The 18,019-nt window shown below is 72.4% G+C and carries 15 protein-coding genes; 3 read left to right on the top strand and 12 right to left on the bottom strand.

What is annotated here, in order from left to right; genetic code table 11:
- Positions 1-5: 5 nt before the first annotated feature.
- The 3 genes from nrdE to nrdH form a co-directional block, all read right to left on the bottom strand.
- Positions 6-2,153 carry a class 1b ribonucleoside-diphosphate reductase subunit alpha gene (gene nrdE, locus ACVW07_RS14250; protein WP_456819894.1) on the bottom strand — a complete coding sequence of 716 codons (2,148 nt, stop codon included), beginning with the start codon at positions 2,151-2,153 and terminating at the stop codon, positions 6-8.
- On the bottom strand, positions 2,123-2,539 hold the full coding sequence (gene nrdI, locus ACVW07_RS14245) for a class Ib ribonucleoside-diphosphate reductase assembly flavoprotein NrdI (protein ID WP_456819893.1): 417 nt from the start codon (positions 2,537-2,539) through the stop codon (positions 2,123-2,125). Before nrdI ends, nrdE begins: the two co-directional genes overlap by 31 nt.
- Before the next feature lie 180 nt (positions 2,540-2,719).
- Positions 2,720-2,965: a glutaredoxin-like protein NrdH gene (gene nrdH, locus ACVW07_RS14240; protein ID WP_456819892.1), complete on the bottom strand. Its 246-nt coding sequence runs from the start codon at positions 2,963-2,965 to the stop codon at positions 2,720-2,722.
- Between the two features lie 479 nt (positions 2,966-3,444).
- Here nrdH and ACVW07_RS14235 point away from each other — a divergent pair, with 479 nt between their 5' ends.
- Together ACVW07_RS14235 and ACVW07_RS14230 are read left to right on the top strand one after the other, a co-directional pair.
- On the top strand, positions 3,445-3,852 hold the full coding sequence (locus tag ACVW07_RS14235) for a DUF5684 domain-containing protein (protein WP_456819891.1): 408 nt from the start codon (positions 3,445-3,447) through the stop codon (positions 3,850-3,852).
- Between the two features lie 119 nt (positions 3,853-3,971).
- Positions 3,972-7,205 carry a BTAD domain-containing putative transcriptional regulator gene (locus tag ACVW07_RS14230; protein WP_456819890.1) on the top strand — a complete coding sequence of 1,078 codons (3,234 nt, stop codon included), beginning with the start codon at positions 3,972-3,974 and terminating at the stop codon, positions 7,203-7,205.
- 102 nt (positions 7,206-7,307) lie between these two features.
- Here ACVW07_RS14230 and ACVW07_RS14225 read toward each other — a convergent pair whose 3' ends face one another.
- The 3 genes from ACVW07_RS14225 to ACVW07_RS14215 form a co-directional block, all read right to left on the bottom strand.
- The gene (locus tag ACVW07_RS14225) at positions 7,308-8,153 is read right to left on the bottom strand and encodes an ABC transporter permease (protein ID WP_456819889.1); all 846 of its coding nucleotides are present in this window, start codon (positions 8,151-8,153) and stop codon (positions 7,308-7,310) included.
- Positions 8,150-9,127 carry an ATP-binding cassette domain-containing protein gene (locus tag ACVW07_RS14220; protein ID WP_456819888.1) on the bottom strand — a complete coding sequence of 326 codons (978 nt, stop codon included), beginning with the start codon at positions 9,125-9,127 and terminating at the stop codon, positions 8,150-8,152. Before ACVW07_RS14220 ends, ACVW07_RS14225 begins: the two co-directional genes overlap by 4 nt.
- A gap of 179 nt (positions 9,128-9,306) precedes the next feature.
- Complete coding sequence (locus ACVW07_RS14215) at positions 9,307-11,490, bottom strand: FGGY family carbohydrate kinase (RefSeq protein ID WP_456819887.1); 2,184 nt, start codon at positions 11,488-11,490, stop codon at positions 9,307-9,309.
- Between the two features lie 252 nt (positions 11,491-11,742).
- Between ACVW07_RS14215 and ACVW07_RS14210 the strand changes: the two genes are divergently transcribed.
- Positions 11,743-12,162, top strand: coding sequence for a hypothetical protein (locus ACVW07_RS14210; RefSeq protein ID WP_456819886.1), 420 nt, complete (start codon positions 11,743-11,745; stop codon positions 12,160-12,162).
- Between the two features lie 176 nt (positions 12,163-12,338).
- On the opposite strand, the gene ACVW07_RS14205 is transcribed toward ACVW07_RS14210, so the two are convergent.
- The 6 genes from ACVW07_RS14205 to dnaK form a co-directional block, all read right to left on the bottom strand.
- Complete coding sequence (locus ACVW07_RS14205) at positions 12,339-13,511, bottom strand: aminotransferase class V-fold PLP-dependent enzyme (protein ID WP_456819885.1); 1,173 nt, start codon at positions 13,509-13,511, stop codon at positions 12,339-12,341.
- Between the two features lie 63 nt (positions 13,512-13,574).
- Positions 13,575-13,775 (bottom strand): hypothetical protein, encoded by a 201-nt coding sequence (locus ACVW07_RS14200; RefSeq protein ID WP_456819884.1) that lies wholly within the window; start codon positions 13,773-13,775, stop codon positions 13,575-13,577.
- Between the two features lie 97 nt (positions 13,776-13,872).
- A complete protein-coding gene (locus ACVW07_RS14195; protein ID WP_456821086.1) occupies positions 13,873-14,235 on the bottom strand; it encodes a heat shock protein transcriptional repressor HspR in 363 nt (120 codons plus the stop codon).
- Between the two features lie 63 nt (positions 14,236-14,298).
- Positions 14,299-15,273 carry a DnaJ C-terminal domain-containing protein gene (locus ACVW07_RS14190; protein ID WP_456819883.1) on the bottom strand — a complete coding sequence of 325 codons (975 nt, stop codon included), beginning with the start codon at positions 15,271-15,273 and terminating at the stop codon, positions 14,299-14,301.
- Positions 15,274-15,301: 28 nt separating this feature from the next.
- Positions 15,302-15,931, bottom strand: a complete 630-nt coding sequence (gene grpE / locus ACVW07_RS14185; RefSeq protein WP_456819882.1) for a nucleotide exchange factor GrpE — start codon at positions 15,929-15,931, stop codon at positions 15,302-15,304.
- The gene (gene dnaK / locus ACVW07_RS14180) at positions 15,928-17,784 is read right to left on the bottom strand and encodes a molecular chaperone DnaK (RefSeq protein ID WP_456819881.1); all 1,857 of its coding nucleotides are present in this window, start codon (positions 17,782-17,784) and stop codon (positions 15,928-15,930) included. The genes grpE and dnaK overlap by 4 nt, the downstream gene beginning before the upstream one ends.
- Positions 17,785-18,019 lie beyond the last annotated feature (235 nt).

The raw sequence follows: 18,019 nt of genomic DNA, 5'->3' as shown, positions 1-18,019 counted from the left end.
TAGGGCTACAACATGCAGCTGACGCAGCCGTCCACTTCCGTCCCCTCCAGGGCGAGCTGGCGGAGGCGGATGTAGTAGATCGTCTTGATGCCCTTGCGCCAGGCGTAGATCTGCGCCTTGTTGAGGTCGCGGGTGGTGGCGGTGTCCTTGAAGAACAGCGTCAGCGACAGGCCCTGGTCCACGTGCTGCGTGGCCTCGGCGTAGGTGTCGATGACCTTCTCGTAGCCGATCTCGTACGCGTCCTGGTAATACTCCAGGTTGTCGTTCGTCATGAACGGCGCCGGGTAGTAGACGCGGCCGATCTTGCCTTCCTTGCGGATCTCGATCTTCGACGCGATCGGGTGGATCGACGACGTCGAGTGGTTGATGTACGAGATCGAGCCGGTCGGCGGGACCGCCTGCAGGTTCTGGTTGTAGATGCCGTGCTCCTTGACGAGCTCGGCCAGCGCACGCCAGTCGTCCTGCGTCGGGATGTGCACGCCGGCGTCGGCGAAGAGCGTGCGGATGCGCTCGGTGCGGGGCTCCCACGCCTTGTCGATGTACTTCTCGAAGTACTCGCCCGTCGCGTACTTCGACTCGTCGAACGTGTAGAACGCCTGCTTGCGCTCCTGCGCGAGGAGGTTCGACGCCCTGATGGCGTGGTACGCCACCGTGTAGAAGTAGATGTTCGTGAAGTCGAGGCCCTCGTCGGAGCCGTAGAAGATCCGCTCGCGCGCCAGGTACCCGTGCAGGTTCATCTGGCCGAGACCGATGGCGTGGCCCCCGGCGTTCGCCTTCTTCACCGACGGGACCGACTCGATGTCCGTCTGGTCGGAGACCGCCGTCAGGGCGCGGATGGCCGTCTCGACCGACTTGCCGAAGTCCGGCGAGTCCATCGACAGCGCGATGTTCATGGAGCCGAGGTTGCAGGAGATGTCGCGGCCGACCTCGGCGTAGGAGAGGTCCTCGTTGTACGTGGACGGCGTGGAGACCTGCAGGATCTCCGAGCACAGGTTCGAGTGCGTGATCTTGCCCTTGACCGGGTTCGCACGGTTGACCGTGTCCTCGAACATCACGTACGGGTAGCCGGACTCGAACTGCAGCTCGGCGAGGGTCTGGAAGAACTCGCGGGCGCTGATCTTCGACTTCTTGATCCGCGCGTCGTCGACCATCTCGTAGTACTTCTCGGTCACGTCGATGTCCGCGAACGGCACCCCGTACACGCGCTCCACGTCGTACGGGGAGAACAGGTACATCGGCTCGTTCTTCTTGGCGAGCTCGAACGTGATGTCGGGGATGACGACGCCCAGCGACAGGGTCTTGATGCGGATCTTCTCGTCGGCGTTCTCGCGCTTGGTGTCGAGGAACCGGTAGATGTCCGGGTGGTGCGCGTGCAGGTACACGGCACCGGCACCCTGGCGGGCGCCGAGCTGGTTGGCGTACGAGAACGAGTCCTCGAGCAGCTTCATCACGGGGATGACGCCGGAGCTCTGGTTCTCGATGTGCTTGATCGGCGCACCGTGCTCGCGGATGTTGCTGAGCAGGAGCGCCACGCCGCCGCCGCGCTTGGACAGCTGCAGGGCGGAGTTGATGCCGCGCGCGATGGACTCCATGTTGTCCTCGATGCGCAGCAGGAAGCAGGAGACAGGCTCACCGCGCTGCGCCTTGCCGAGGTTGAGGAACGTCGGCGTCGCCGGCTGGAACCGGCCGCTGACGATCTCGTCGACGAGGTTGATCGCGAAGTCCTGGTTCCCCTCGGCGAGCGAGAGGGCCACCATGCAGACACGGTCCTCGAAGCGCTCCAGGTACCGCTTCCCGTCGAACGTCTTCAGCGTGTACGACGTGTAGTACTTGAACGCGCCGAGGAACGTCTGGAACCGGAACTTCTTCGAGTACGCGTACTGGAACAGCGTCTTGATGAACGTCCGGTCGTACTGCGCCAGGACCTCGGGGTCGTAGTACTTGTTCTCGACGAGGTAGTCGAGCTTCTCGTCGAGGTCGTGGAAGAAGACCGTGTTCTGGTTGACGTGCTGCAGGAAGTACTGGCGCGCGGCCTCACGGTCCTTGTCGAACTGGATCTCGCCGTCCGGACCGTAGAGGTTCAGCATCGCGTTGAGGGCGTGGTAGTCCAGCCCCGTCAGGTCTACGCGGGTATCTGCGACTGTCGAAGCCAAAATGTCCTCAATCCCTCACGGACGCGGGTGACGTCCTCGTTCGTTCCCATGAGCTCGAACCCGTACAGGTAGGGGACCCGGCACTTGGCCGCGATGATGTCCCCCGCGATGCAGTAGGCCTCGCCGAAGTTGGTGTTCCCTGCCGCGATGACGCCGCGGATCAGAGCACGGTTGTCCTCGTCGTTGAGGAACTTGATGACCTGCCGGGGTACTGCGCCACCCTCGACACCTCCGCCGTAGGTCGGGACGACCAGGACGTACGGCTCGGTGACGCGCAGGAACGGGTCGGTCGGTCGCAGCGGGATGCGCTGTGCCGGCAGGCCGAGCTTCTGCACGAAGCGGTGGGTGTTGTCCGAGGCGGAGGAGAAGTAGACGAGCGAGCTCATCGCGCTGCTCCCTCACTCGGGTCGAACGTCGGCACGGCCGTCCGGGCGTGCCGGAGGATGCCCGCCGGGCCGGCGCGGTGGTGGCCTGCGCCGGCCCGGGGCGTCCGTGGGTGCGGCTCGCGCCGCCCTCTGTGTGCTGCTCGGTGTGCTGCTGCGGTGTGCTGCGCTGTCGGACGAAGGTCAGGCGACCGCGGTCGCCAGGCGCTCGCCGAGCGCCTTGATGCGGTCCGGCCGATAGCCCGACCAGTGCTCGCCGTCGACGATCACGACGGGCGCCTGCAGGTGGCCGAGCGACATGACGTAGTCACGGGCGTCGGCGTCCTCGCTGATGTCCACGACCGTGTACTCGGCATCGAGCTTGTCGAGCGCGCGGTAGGTGGCATTGCACTGCACGCACGCCGGCTTGCTGTACACCGTGATCGACATCGTGGCTCCCTCTTGCCTGTCTGCGCGGCGCTCCACGAGGGTGCTCACGCGAGTTCTCTGGGCCCTCCCCGGGCCGATCACGGCTCCCCCGCCGCGTCGTCCGCAACACTACACCTGGTGGTCCGGCCCGCAAACGACCACTAGGGCTTGTGTTACATCCGTGTCGTTCTTCACCCTGTGCGTAAGTTTCGAGGGTACCGTCCACCTCTGACACGGCCGCTGGCCTGCACCTTCGCGGCCGTCCACATCCGGCCCACAGGACGGTGCACACCGACGTCCACAAGAGCACGGTCCGCCCGTTCCCGACGCGCCGGGCGACGACACGCCGGACCGCCGTCGACCTGCTCGCCGGGTCCCCCGGACGGACGCACCGGCAGGGTCCTCCGTCCGGGGGACCGCAGGCTCACCATCACCGGCCGTGACCGAACTGATGCACGAAACGCCCCACTTCGCACCTCGGGGACCGCTACGTTCCGCGCATGCACACACTTCTCGCGGTCGCGGCGGACGCGACCCCCAGCATCGGCCCGGGCGCCTACATCGGCGGCCTCATCGGCTACCTGATCGGCACGCTGCCGCTCTTCGGCATCTTCAACAAGGCGGGCGAGGCCGGCTGGAAGGCGTTCGTCCCGATCCTGAACGCGCTCGTGCTGCTCAAGATCACCGGCAAGCCGATCTGGTGGATCATCCTGCTGCTCATCCCGTTCGTGAACATCGTGTTCGGGATCATCGTCCTGCACGCGCTCTCCGTGTCCTTCGGCCACGGCGCCGGGTTCACGGCCGGTCTCTTCTTCCTGAGCCTGATCTTCCTGTACATCCTCTGGCTCGACGGCAGCACGTACCGCGGCGCCGACAGCAACGCCGCGCCGGCCCGCGCCTACGCCTGACACACCCCTCCCCTCCCCGCGGAAACGCGGGCACCGGGCCGGTCGCCTCGCGCGACCGGCCCGGTGCGTCGTCCGGCCACGGCACCCCCGCCGCATCTCTCGTGAGGGATGCTGTCCCGGTGCAGATCACGACCCTCGGGACGCTGGCCGTCGACGGCCGGGCCGTCCGGGGCGACCGGCTTGTCGCCGTGGTCCGTGCGCTCCTCGACGCCCGCGGCCGCACGGTCTCGTCCGCGGCTCTCGTCGAGGACGTGTGGGAGGGCGACCCGCCCGACGACGCGACAGGCGCCGTCCAGGCGCTCGTCTCCCGAGCCCGCCGGCTCGGGCTGCCCGTCACGGCGGCCTCCGGCGGCTACCGGATGCCCCGGGACGACCTGCAGGTGGACACCGACGAGGTGGCCGAGCTCGTCGCCCGCGCCCGCACCGCCCTCCGGTCGGACGACCCGCGCCCGGCCCGCCCGCTCGCCGACCAGGCGCGGGCCCTCGTGCCACCGGTGCCGGACCTGACGGACCACGCCACCGCTCGGCTCCTGGCCGACGTCGCCACGGTCCGGGCCGATGTCGGCCTCGCGCTCGGCGACACCACGGGAACCGTCGACGACCTGCGCGCCGTCGCGCTGCGCACCCCGCCCGACGAGCCGCTCGTCGCCCTCCTCGTGCGGGTGCTCGCCGCCCAGGGCCGGGACGCGGAGGCCGTCGAGGTCGTCGACCACCTGCGCACCGACCTCGCCGAGCGGTACGGCACCGACCCGTCGCCCGTGGTCGCCCAGGCCCACCTGGCCCTGCTCCGCGGCGAGCTCGCACCGACCGCCCCGGCCCGCCCGCGCACCGGGCCGCCCCTGCCCCCGGCGACCGTCGCGCTGCCCTCGTCGTGGCGGCGGCCGGCGACCGTGCTCGTGGGGCGCGACGCCGACGTCGGCGCCGTCGAGACCGCGCTGACGGAGGCACCGCTCGTCACCGTGGTGGCCACGGGGGGTGCGGGCAAGACGAGGCTGGCCACCGAGGTCGCCCGGCGGGCGGCCGCGCTCGGCACCTCCGTGCGGGCCGTGGAGCTCGCGGGCGTGCACGACCCGGCCGAGGTGCTGCCCACCGTGCTGGCGGCGATCGGCGGCGGGGAGACGGCGGCCACGCGCCCCGACCTCGCTCCCGGACGACGGCTGCTCACGCCGCAGGAGCGGCTGGGGTTCGCCGCCCAGGACCTCGACGGACTCGTGGTGCTCGACAACTGCGAGCACGTGCTCGACGCAGCGGCGGCCGTCGTCACCGACCTGCTGGCCTCGGCGCCGCCCGACGTCGTGGTGCTCGCCACCAGCCGGGCACCGCTCGGGATCGTCGGCGAGGCCGTGCACCGGCTGCGGGCGCTGCCCGACGACGACGCCCTCGCCCTGCTCGAGTCCCGGGCACGCGCCGGCCGCGACACGCTGGGCTGGGACCGCGAACGCGCCCGGGAGCTGTGCCACCGCCTCGACAACCTGCCGCTCGCCCTCGAGCTCGCGGCGGCGCGGCTGCGGGCGATGCCGGTCGACGACGTCCTGGCCGGCCTGTCGGACCGCTTCGCGCTGCTCGACGACGCCCTGCGCGGCCTGCCGGAACGGCACGCCAGCCTCTGGGCGATGGTCGACTGGAGCCGTGAGCTGCTCGACCCGCAGGACCGTGACCTGCTGGAACGGCTCGCGGTGATCCCCGCGCCGTTCACGGCCGACACCGCGCTGGCGGTCTCCGGGCAGGGCACCCGGGCCGTCCGCCGGGGGCTCGCGATGCTCGTCGAGCAGTCGCTGCTCACGCTCGACGAGAGCGACGACGGGCCCGCCAGGTACCGGATGCTCGAGACCGTCCGGGAGTACGGCAGCGCACGGCTCGACGCCGTCGGGCACCGGCCCGACGCGATGACCGGTCTGGTGCGCTGGTCGGCGGCCGAGTGCGCCCGGCTGCGGGACGACTTCATCGGGCACAGCCAGCTCGCCGCGTTCACGGCGTGCGCGACCGAGCAGGACACGTTCCTCACGGCGCTGCGGTGGGCCGTGGCGCACGGCGACGAGCCGCCCGCCGTCGACATCGCGGCGGCGCTGTTCCAGCTCTGGACCGTGCGGGGGCTGCACCTCGAGGTCGTCGCCTGGTCGGGACAGCTGCTGCACGCCGACGACCCGTCCGCCCGGCGGTCGTCGAGCATCCTGCAGGGCCGCGCTGCCGGCGGCCCCCTGCCCCACGGCGACCGGCTCGCCGCCGTGTGCCTGTTCGCCGCCGTGAACGCGGGCGCCATCGAGTCCGTGCGGCTCATGGCGCTCGCCTGGCGCGGCGCGCGCCTGGTGATGGCTGATCGCCGGCACGAGGTGAGCGGCCGGACGGCAGCGCTCGTCGCCGCCCTCCCGGGGCTCGACTGGACGCGGGCCGACGACGCCGAGGCGTCCCCCTTGATCGCGTCCGACGACCCGTACCTCCAAGGGCTCGGCCTGTTCCTGCGGGCGGCGATCCGCGAGAACGGCGGCAACGCCGAGCAGTCCGCCACCGACGCCCGGGAGGCCTACGCGCGGTTCGAGTCGATCGGCGACCACTGGGGCATGGGCATGGCGGCCCAGGGGGTCGGGCAGTGGGACGGCTCCCGGGGTCTGGAGGACTCGGCCCTGTGGCTGCGCCGCGGCGTCGAGCACCTCGAGCTCGTCGGGGCGATGCAGGACGCCCGGTCCGCGCGCGTGCTGCTCGACGTGCAGCGGGCCATGGGCGGCGACGTCGAGGCGCTCCGGACGCTGCAGGAGGTCGTCGACGCCCGCGGGGACGCCGTGGACGTCGCCCAGGCGCTGCTCGGGCTCGCGCACGTCGACTGGCGGCAGGGCCGGTACGACGACGCGGAGGCGCACGCGGACCAGGCCGCCGCCGCCGTAGACGGCGTGGACCTGCCGATCCCGCAGGCCCGGGCCGTGTTCCGCGTCGCGTGCGCCATGGTGCACCTCGGGGTCGCCGACAAGGTCCCCGGGCGGTCCCCCGCGGCCCAGGAGCGCGCCGCAGAGCTCATCCGGCTCGCGAGCCCGGAGGCGTCGAGCACGTCGGACATGCCCGTGATCGGGTCCGTGGCGCTCGGTGCGGCCGACCTCGCTGCGCACCAGGGCAAGGACGACGCGGCGCGCGAGCTCTGGGCGCTCGGCACGCGGCTCGGCGCGAACCTCACTGCCATGTTCCAGCTGGGCCTCAGCGGCCACCTGTCCGCGCTCCTGGGTGACGACGACGCCCGGCAGGCCTCCGTCGCAGCGCTGCGGGCGACGCCGGCGGCCGTGCTGGCCCGCCGTATCCGCACGCTCGTCGACGAGGTCGTCGGGCCGGTCCACGGGCCGCCCGGCACGTACCTCGACGGGCGCTGAAGCGGACGGGACCGACGCGGACGGGACCGACGCGGACGGGACCGACGCGGACGGGCGGCCCGGCTGCGCGCCGGACCGCCCTTCCCGTGGTGCTCGCGTGCGTCAGACCTTCTTGCGGTACGCCCGCATGGCCAGCGGCAGGAAGACCGCGACCAAGGCGACGCACCAGGCCAGCGTCCACCACACGTGGTTGCCGAGCGGTTCGCCGAGGAACAGGCCGCGCATCGACGCCACCAGGTGGGTCAACGGGTTGTACGTCACGAACGTCTGCATCCAGGACGGCAGCGAGTCGGTCGGGACGAACACGTTCGACGCGAAGCTCAGCGGCATGATGATCAGGAACATGATCCCCTGCACGGCACCGGACGTGCGGACCTTCATCCCGACGAACACCGACACCCACGACAGGCACAGGGCGAACAGGATCGCGAGCAGGCAGCCGGCCGTCGCGCTGAGCGGGTCCGTGGTGATGCGGAAGCCCATCAGGTAGCCCACGGTGAACGTCGAGACGATGACGATGACGTAGCGGACCACGTCACCGGCGACCGCGCCGACCAGTGGTGCGGACCGCGGGATGGGCAGCGACCGGAAGCGGTCGAAGATGCCCTTCTCGAGGTCGGTGTTGAGGTTCACGCCGATCGCGATCGCGCCCTGCGCGATGGTCTGGGCGAGGATGCCCGGGAGCAGGAACTGCAGGTACTGCGTCGTCCCGCCGGCGACCGCGCCGCCGAAGATGTAGACGAAGATCACCAGGAAGATCGCGGGCTGCAGCGTCACGTCGACCAGGGCCTCGGGTGTGCGCCAGGTCTTGATGAGGCTGCGCTTCGCGAGCGCCGCCGAGTGGCGGACCAGGGCGAACGGGCGCTTGGCCGGACGGGCCGTGGCGGCCTTCGGTGCGGGCGGGCGGCCGCTCGTCGGGACCGGGGCGTCGATCGTGGTGGTGCTCATGCCGCCACCTCCTTCGTGAGGGTCGTGTCGTCGGCGGACGCGGTGCGACCCGTGAGGGTGAAGAACACCTCGTCCAGGCTGGGCAGGTGCAGGGACAGCTCGGTCACCGTGATCCCCGCGGCGGCGAGCCGCGCGACGGTGGCCGTGAGGGCCTCGTCGCTGCTCACGGGCACCGCGAGGACACCCTTGCGGATCTCGTCGGCGCGGCCCGTCGACACCTGGCCGAGGATCGTCGCCGTCTCCTCGAGCCGGGTCGCGTCGGACGGGCGGACCTCGAGGGTCTGGCCGCCGACGATCCGCTTGAGTCCGTCAGGCGTGTCGTGCGCGATGACGCGACCGTGGTCGATGACCGTGATCTCGTCGGCCAGCGCGTCGGCCTCCTCGAGGTACTGGGTGGTCAGCAGCACCGTCGAGCCGTCGTCGACCAGCGAGCGGACCACGTTCCACATGTCCTCGCGCTTGCTCGGGTCGAGACCCGTGGTGGGCTCGTCGAGGAAGATGACGTCCGGCCGGCCGACGAGGCTCGCGGCCAGGTCGAGGCGGCGGCGCATGCCGCCCGAGTACGTCTTGGCGGGACGGTCGGCGGCGGCGGTGAGGTCGAACCACTCGAGCAGCTCGGCGCCGCGGGCCTTCGCCGCCGCCTTCCCGAGGTCGAGCAGGACGCCGATGAGCTGGAGGTTCTGGCGGCCCGTGAGGTCCTCGTCGACGGACGCGTACTGGCCTGTGAGGCCGATGGTCTGACGGACGCGCTCGGCGTCCTTGACGACGTCGAAGCCGCCGACGCGCGCACTTCCGCCGTCGGGGGTGAGGAGCGTGGACAGGATGCGGACCGCCGTCGTCTTGCCCGCCCCGTTGGGGCCGAGCACGCCGAGGACGGTGCCGCGGGCGACGGAGAGGTCGACGCCCTGCAGGGCCTTCGTCTCACCGAAGTGCTTGAGGAGGCCTTCTGCCTCGATCACCAGGTCTGTGGTCATGGCCGTCAGCCTGCCCGGGGCGCCTGACACGGCACCGACACGGCGCTGACACGCCCGCCGACACGGGCTGACGAGCGCCGACATGGCCTGACGTGCGCCGACACGGGCCGACGTGCGCCGACACGGGGTGGCCCCGGGGTGCCGGGCCTGCGGGTTGCGAGGCTTCTGGGGTGCCGGGGTCAGGCTTGGGTGGTGCCGAGCGCGGCCAGGGCGGCCACCAGGCCCGTGCGCGGGGACGTGAGCACCGGGACCGGCACCGCCGCGCGGTCGGCGGCCGCGGCCATCGTGGCCTGGGCCAGCACCACCACGTCGGCACCCGCCGCGGCCCGGACCACGGCGTCGGTGACCAGGCGGTCGGCCGTGTCGTCGTCGCCCGCGTCCCGGGCGTCCGCGGCACCGGGCACCACGACGGTGTCCACCTCGACGTGCACGCCCGCCGCCCGCGCGGCCTCCGCCACCAGCCGGCTCGTGGGGCCGACCGTCGACGACAGGGTGGCGAGGACCGCGACCCGGCCACCGTCCCCGGCGACGGCGACGGCACGGGCGGCCATCGGGCGGTCGACCCGCAGCACCGGGACGCCGGCGACGGCAGCCGCCTCGTCCACGACCTCACCGATCGACGAGCACGTGACCAGCACCGCCGACGCGCCCGACCGTTCGAGGTCCCGGACGTGTGCCAGCACCGTCGCCCGGACGTCGTCGGTCACACCCTCCCGCCGGACCGTCATGAGCACGTCGGCGTCGACGACGTGCACCGCCTCGACGCGGGGGGCCCGGTCGGCGAGCAGCGCGTCGAACGTCGGGGGGTGCACCGCACCGGTGTGCAGGAACCCGACGACCGCCCGGGCCCCGTGCACGGCCCGCTGCGCGGCGGGCGCATCGGCGGGCGGGTAGGCGACGGGGCCGTTCGGGTGGTCCACCGCGACGGGTGTCCCGGCGGTCCGGGCGGCAGCGACGAAGCGCGCGAACACCGCGCCCACGGCCTGGTCGTCGGCCCGCGGGCGGGACGGGGGGCCCGCCGCGAGCGCAGGGGCCGGTCCGTCCAGGAGGCCGGAGCGGTCGGCGGCCAGGAGCGCGGCGCCGGCGGCGACGGGTTCGGCCGCCTGCACCAGACGGGTCGGCGCGGGCGTCACGCGTGCCTTCAGGCCCAGCCACGCCGGGTTGCTCGTCATCGGCGCGCCGAGCAGGGCGACGTCCGCGGGCGAGGCCCCGCCCGCGAGCGCGAGCTGCGTCTGGAGCATCCAGCGGGCCTGCAGCGCGAGGCCGAGCAGCAGGCCGTGGGTGCGTTCCGCCGGCGTGCCGGTGCCGAGCTCCCGTACGCGGGCGGCCGGGTCCGGATCGGGGGTCTGCCGGCCGTGGAGGTACGGCAGGACGACGACCGGGCCGGGGTCGTCGCCGAGCGCGCGCACCTCGGCCATGAGCCGGTCCGGGTCCTCGTCGGGCACCTGCGTGCGCAGCCACCACGCGACCGTGGCGCCCGCGCTCGACGAGCCGGCGAGCAGCGCGGGCAGCCGCCCGGTCACCGTGCGGACCAGGCTCATGCCGGACTCCGCCACCGGGCCGGGCGCCGGGTCCACGGCCAGGACCGTGCAGACGGCCTCGGCGGTCCCGACCGAGTCGGCCACCTGGCCCGGCGCCCGGACGCCCGCTGCCCACGCTCCGACGGCGTGGTCGTGGCCCGCGATGGTGACGGGCGTCCCGGCAGGCAGCCCGGCCTCGGTGAACGGCCCGGGCCGGACGCGCCCGAGCACCTCGTCCGGTGCGAGCACGTCGGGCACCTGCGGACGCCGCAGGCCCACCTCGGCGAGCAGGTCGGTGTCGAAGCCGTCGGGCAGCGCGCCCGGGGTGCCGAGCCGGTACGCCATCGTGCGGCCCGCGAGGGTGTGGTCGGTGGCCAGCCGGCCGGTGAGGAGCAGGCCGACCAGGTCCGCGGCGCCCGCCCAGCGTCCGTCCCGCAGGTGGTCCGGCCGGTGCTCCGCCAGCCACGCCCACGTCGCCATCGGCACCTTGGCGCTCGCCCGGACCCCTGTCGCTGCGAAGAGCTCGGCCCGGCCCAGCCGCTCCGCGAGCACGGCGGCCTCCGCACCGGCGCGGTGGCCGTCCCAGCGGAGCCAGCCTCCGCGTGGCTCGCCGGACGCGTCGAGCGGGACGCCGGTCTCGGCCATCGACGCCACACCGACCGCCTCGGGTGCCGGACCGGAGGGGAGTACCTGGGCGACCAGGCCGGCGAGCACCGCACCGAGGGCGTCGGGCGACGGCGTCGGTGCGGAGGCCAGGCCGAGGACCCGGCCGTCCGCGACGTCGACGACCGCGACCTTGATGTTCGTCGTCCCGACGTCGACCCCGAGCGCTGTCCGTGGCACCCGAGCATTCTCCCGCCCCCGGCGCCGGCGAGGGCACCCGTCCCGGCTCGTCCGGTTGCCGGACGTCCCGGACCCGGAGCCGCACGAGTGAAGTGCGTCTCGGCGGAGCGAATCACCCGACGGCCACGGACGCCGGGCCGGTAGCCTTCCGACGCGCCCGCGCCGTCCACGGTCCGGTGCGTGATCCGTCCGCCGCACCGCATGTCCCGGTGCACGCTGCCCTCCGGGCGGCCTCAAAGGAAAGGGCCGCCCATGTACGAGCCTGATGCCTCGTCGTCGGCAATCCCCATCGTGGGGATCATCCTGATCGTGCTGTTCGAGGCGGCCATCGTCGCGTTCGCCGTCTACTGCTACGTCCGCGTGGCCCGCAAGGCCGGCTACTCCGGCTGGTACGCGGCACTGTGCTTCGTGCCGATCGCGAACATCGTGGTGCTCATCATGTTCTGCTTCCAGGAGTGGCCCATCGAGCGTGAGCTGCGCGAGCTGCGTGCCGCCGTGGGCGGCTATCCAGGGCAGGTCGGGTACCCCGCGTACGCGGCGCCGGGCACCAGCCAGTGGGGCCAGCCCGCCGCGCCGGCGTCCTGGGACACTGCGCCGCCCCAGTACCCGCAGGGCTACGGCCAGCAGGGACCCGGCACGGGCGGGCAGCCGCCCTCGGGTCCGCAGTACTGACGTCCGACGCGCACGCCCCCGGTGAGCCTTCACCGGGGGCCGTGGCGTCTGAGCGCCGGGACGCCGCGTCCTGACGCCGTCGGGCGCCTCCCGCGGCGCCGCCGGCCAGTCCAGGCCGGGCTCGGCGCCGCCGGCCAGTCCAGGCCAGGCTCGCCGCGGCGAGCCCTGCGAGGACGTCAGTGCCGGGGCAGGGCGCCGACCGCCCGCTCCAGCTCGTCGTCCGACGTGTAGTAGTGCGGTGACGCCCGGACCACCTCCGTCAGCCCACGGGAGGCCAGGTCGAGCTGGGACGACGACGACCGGGTGATGCTCACGTTGACCCCGGCGGCGTGCAGCGCGTCACGGACGTCGGCCGCAGGGACGCCGTCGACCGTGAACGTGACGATCGCGCACCGGTCCACGCCCTTGTCCCGGAGGGTCACGCCGGGAACGTCGGCGAGCAGGCCGCGCAGCCGGCCACTGACGGCACGCGCCTGCTCCTCGATCGTCCGAGTGCCCCAGCCGAGCGCGTACTCGGCCGCCGCACCGAGCCCCAGCACGTTCGCCACCGACCGTTCCCAGGTCTCGAACCGGCGGGCGTCGGGGGCGGGTTCGTAGGTCGTCGCCGACGTCCACGTCGCGGCGCCCAGGCCGAGCACCGGCGGGACCAGCCGTGGGGTCACGGCGCGTGACGCGTACAGGAACCCGGTACCTCGTGGTGCCCGCAGGAACTTGCGCCCTGTCGCCGCGAGGAGGTCGCAGCCGATCTCCTCGACGTCCACGTGCAGCTGGCCGACGGACTGGCAGGCATCGAGCAGGAACGGGACGCCGGCCGCACGCGTCAGGCGGCCCACGGCGGCCACAGGGTTGACCAGCCCCCCACCGGTGGCGACGTGCGTGAGGGCGACGAGCGCGACGTCGTCGTCGAGCCGGGCCGCCAGGGCGTCGACGTCGACCTGGCCGTGCTCGTCGTCGTCGACGACCTCGAGCACCGCACCGGTGCGCTCGCACGCCTGGAGCAGCGCGATGGCGTTGCTGACGTACTCGGTGCGGGCGGTGAGGATGCGCTGACCGGCTCGCAGGGGGACCGACGCGAACGCGACGTCCCAGGCGACCGTCGCGCTCTCGACGAGCGCGATCTCGTCGGCGTGGCCGCCGACCAAGCGGGCTACCGACCCGTAGACGGCCTCGACCCGGTCGGCGACCTCGTCCTCGGCCTCGTACCCGCCGATCTCGGCCTCCCGGCGCAGGTGCGCGACGACGGCGTCGGTGACCACCTGCGGACGGAGCGCGCTCCCCGCGTTGTTCAGGTGGGCGACGACGGCGGTGCCGGGCGTGTCACGGCGGGCGCGGTCGAGGTCGAACGTCACCCGGTGGAGTCTAGGCAGCACCAGCCGGGCTGTCGGCGCCTTCCCGCAGGTCGTGGGCCTGTCTCAGGCCAGGACCGCTGCCCGGAACGCGCCGCCGAGCACCTTCCCCAGCCCGTCGGCACGGCCGGGCGCGACGCGTCTCGCGACTGCTCCCGCGAGCACGTCGAAGTGCGTCGCGAGCGCCTCCGACCCGTGCTCGGCGAGCTCGGAGGCCGGGACGACGACGTTGGCAGTGACCCGCCGCTGCTTCGCCGAGAAGCCCACGTGGTGCACTCCGAACGAGCGGCGATCTCCATGCCACACCACCTTCGTACGTCGGGCGGATCGCCGGGCGACGGTCCACCTCAGGGCCGGACGACGGTCAGCGTGGCGTCGGCCGCCACAGGACGACGGCGCCGGTCTCGGCGGTGTGGCCGCTCCGTCGGGCCCGGAGCCCGCGCGGGACGGCCACCACGTCGCCACGGGCATCCGCGGTGAACACCCGCCGACCGGGCTCGACGAACGCCCGCAGGTACTCGACCTGCCGGCGCAGGCCGTCGATCTCGGACTCGAGCTCGAGGATCCGCTTGATCCCTGCGAGGTTCACGCCCTCGTCCTGCGAGAGCCGCTGGACCTCCCGGAGGGTGGCGATGTCCCGGAGCGAGTAGCGCCGGCCACGCCCGCTCGTCCGGCCCGGCGACACGAGTCCGAGCCGGTCGTACTGGCGCAGGGTCTGCGGGTGCATGCCGGCGAGCTCGGCCGCCACGGAGATGACGTAGACGCGGGCGTCGTCGGACGGCACGTCAGGTCACTTCCTGGCGGCGTCCAGCAGGCCGGCCCGCACGTCCTCGCTGGACGTCGCGATGCCGAACGCCTGGACGGCCTCGCGGGCGGCGCCGTTGAGGCGCTGCGGCACGACGACCTGGACCGTGACCAGCAGGTCACCGGTCACCTTCCCCCGCGTGATGCCCTTGCCCTTGACCCGCAGGACCCGCCCGGACGGGGTGCCCTCGGGCACCTTGAGCCGCACGGTCGAGCCGTCGAGCGTCGGGACCTCGATCGTCGCGCCCAGTGCCGCCTCGTCGAACGCGACCGGGACCGTGATCCGCACGTTCTCGCCGTCGAGGGAGAACACGGGGTGCGGGGTCACGTTGACGGTGACGACGAGGTCACCGGCGGGCGCGCCGCCGTCGCCGGGGCGCCCCTTGCCGGCCAGCTTGATCTTCTGGCCGTCGCGGACACCCGCGGGGATGCGGGCATTGACCGTGCGGCCCTCGACGCCGAGCGACACCGTGGAGCCCTCGGCGGCCTGCCGGAACGGTAGCGTGACGCTCGCCGCGAGGTCGGCACCCTGCTGCGGGCCGCGCTGGAACCCGGCACCGCCCTGCTGGCCGAACAGGCCGCCGAGCAGGTCCTCGAAGTTGGCACCGCCCGCGCCGCTCGTCGAGTACCGCGTCCGGCTGCCCGGCTGGCCACCGAACATCCCGCCGAACACGTCCTCGAAGCCACCGGCACCGCCGCGGCCCCCGGCGGTGAACCGGGGACCGCCGGCCATGGCCCGCAGCTGGTCGTACTGCTGGCGGTGCTCGGGGTCGGACAGGACCGAGTAGGCCTCGCCGACCTCCTTGAACTTCGCCTCCGCCTGCGCGTCACCCGGGTTGTGGTCGGGGTGCTTCTCGCGGGCGAGCTTGCGGTACGCCTTCTTGATCGTCGCGGCGTCCGCGTCCTTGGGGACGCCGAGAACCGCGTAGAAGTCCTTCTCCAGCCAGTCCTGCCCGGTCACGGCGCCTCCCTCCTGTTGTCGATGATTCTCAGGCCTCCGGGTCGACGACGGCGACGCGCGCCGCCCGAAGCACCCGGTCGGCCGTGCGGTACCCGTGCTGCAGCACCATCTGGACGGTCGGCTCGGTGACCTCCGCCGAGTGCGAGTGCATGAGCGCCTCGTGGACGTTCGGGTCGAACGCCTCGCCGACCTCGCCGTACTGCTGGATGCCCACGCGGGACAGGGTGGCCTGCAGCTTCTCGGCGATCGACGCGAACGGGCCGGTCAGGTCACCGTGCTGGCGGGCCAGCTCGATGTCGTCGAGCACCGGGATCAGGGCCTCGGCGAGGCTCGCGACACCACGGTCGTGGGCCGCGATCGCGTCCGCCTTGGCGCGCTTCACGTACGACGAGTACTGCTGCTCGAGGTTGTAGTACGCCGCCTGCGAGCGCTGCAGCTCGTCGAGCCGCTCGGCCGCCAGCTTCTGGGCCTCGACGAGCCCCTCCAGCACGACCTCCTCCTCGGCACCCGCCGCGATCTCCTCCGCGTCGGCGAGCACCTGCTCCTCGGGCGTGCGCACCTGGCCCGTCTCCGGGTCGATGCGCCGCTTGTCGACGAACCGCGGGGCCCCCTCCTCGGGGTCGGGCTGACCCGACCCCGAGGAGGTCTTGTCGGTCACTTGGCCGCCTCGTCCTCGTCGTCGACGATCTCGGCGTCGACGACGTCCTCGTCACTGCCCTGGCTCGCGGCCGGCTGCTCGGCGCTCGCGTCGGCGGACTGGCTCGACGAGTAGATGGCCTCGCCGATCTTCTGGCTGACCTGGGCGAGGTGCGCCGTCTTGGCCTTCACCTCGTCGGTGTCCGTGCCCTCGAGCGCGACCTTCAGCTCGCCGACCGCGGCCTGCACGTCCGTCTTCACGGCGTCCGGCAGCTTGTCCGCGTTGTCGACGAGGAGCTTCTCGGTCGAGTAGACGAGCTGCTCGGCGGAGTTGCGGGCCTCGGCGTCCTCGCGGCGGGCCTTGTCCTCGGCCTGGTGCTCCTCGGCCTCCTTCACCATGCGGTCGATGTCCTCCTTGGGGAGGGCGCTCCCGCCGGTGATCGTCATCGACTGCTCCTTGTTCGTGCCGCGGTCCTTGGCGGACACGTGCACGATGCCGTTCGCGTCGATGTCGAACGTGACCTCGACCTGCGGGACGCCACGCGGGGCCGGCGCGATGCCGGTCAGCTCGAACGTGCCGAGCGGCTTGTTGTCCCGTGCGAACTCGCGCTCGCCCTGGAACACCTGGATGAGGACGGACGGCTGGTTGTCCTCGGCCGTGGAGAAGATCTCCGACCGCTTGGTGGGGATGGCCGTGTTGCGCTCGATGAGCTTGGTCATCACCCCGCCCTTGGTCTCGATGCCGAGGGACAGCGGGGTCACGTCGATGAGCAGGACGTCCTTGCGGTCGCCCTTCATGACACCGGCCTGCAGCGCCGCGCCGACGGCCACGACCTCGTCCGGGTTGACGCCCTTGTTGGGCTCCTGGCCGCCCGTGAGCTCCTTGACGACCTCCGTGACCGCGGGCATGCGGGTGGAGCCGCCGACGAGCACCACGTGGTCGATGTCCGAGAGCTTGATGCCCGCGTCCTTGATGACCGAGTGGAACGGCGCCTTCGTCCGGTCGAGCAGGTCCTGCGTCATCTGCTGGAACTGCGCGCGCGTGAGCTTGGTGTCCAGGTGCACCGGACCGTTCTCGCTCATGGACAGGTACTGGAGGCTCAGGTTGGTGCTCGTCGCGGACGACAGCTCCTTCTTGGCCTGCTCCGCGGCCTCGCGCAGACGCTGCAGGGCGATCTTGTCCTTGGACAGGTCGACGCCCGTCGTGTTCTTCACCTCGGAGACGAGGTGCTCGACGATGCGGTTGTCCCAGTCGTCGCCGCCGAGGCGGTTGTCGCCGGACGTCGCGCGGACCTCGATCGTCGAGAAGCCGTCCTCGTCCTTGCCGACCTCCAGGAGGGACACGTCGAACGTGCCGCCGCCGAGGTCGAAGACGAGGATGAGCTCGTCCTCCTTGCCGCGCTCCAGGCCGTACGCCAGGGCGGCCGCGGTGGGCTCGTTGATGATGCGCAGGACGTTGAGGCCCGCGATCGTCCCGGCGTCCTTGGTGGCCTGGCGCTCGGCGTCGTTGAAGTACGCCGGGACGGTGATGACGGCCTCGGTGACCGGCTCGCCCAGGTAGGCCTCGGCGTCGCGCTTGAGCTTGGAGAGCACCCGCGCGCTGATCTCCTGCGCGGTGTACTTCTTGTCGTCGATCGCCGTCGACCAGTCCGTGCCCATGTGGCGCTTGACGGACGTGATCGTGCGGTCGACGTTGGTGACGGCCTGGCGCTTGGCGATCTCGCCGACCAGCACCTCACCGGTCTTGGAGAACGCCACCACCGACGGCGTCGTGCGCGACCCCTCGGCGTTGGCGATGACCGTGGGCTCGCCGCCCTCGAGGACAGCGACCACCGAGTTGGTGGTGCCGAGGTCGATGCCGACTGCTCGTGCCATGTGAGTGCCTTCTTTCGTGTCGTGCTGGGTCTGAGGTGGCCCGTGGTGTGCGGGCCGCTCTTGAGTCCGCCGCGCTCAAGTTTGCGTGCCGTGGTGGGCGGGCGCAAGTTCGAGGCGGGCGAACTTGAGTCTGACTGGCTCAACTCTTGGCGGGGAAGAGGCATTCCCGTGGCTCGTGACGGGAGTCGCCCGTGATGTGTGTGGGTTCGCACGCCCGTGAACGACCACGCCGGTG

Source organism: Cellulomonas sp. URHB0016, assembly GCF_054057935.1.
This window is presented reverse-complemented; position numbering and strand designations above follow the sequence as displayed.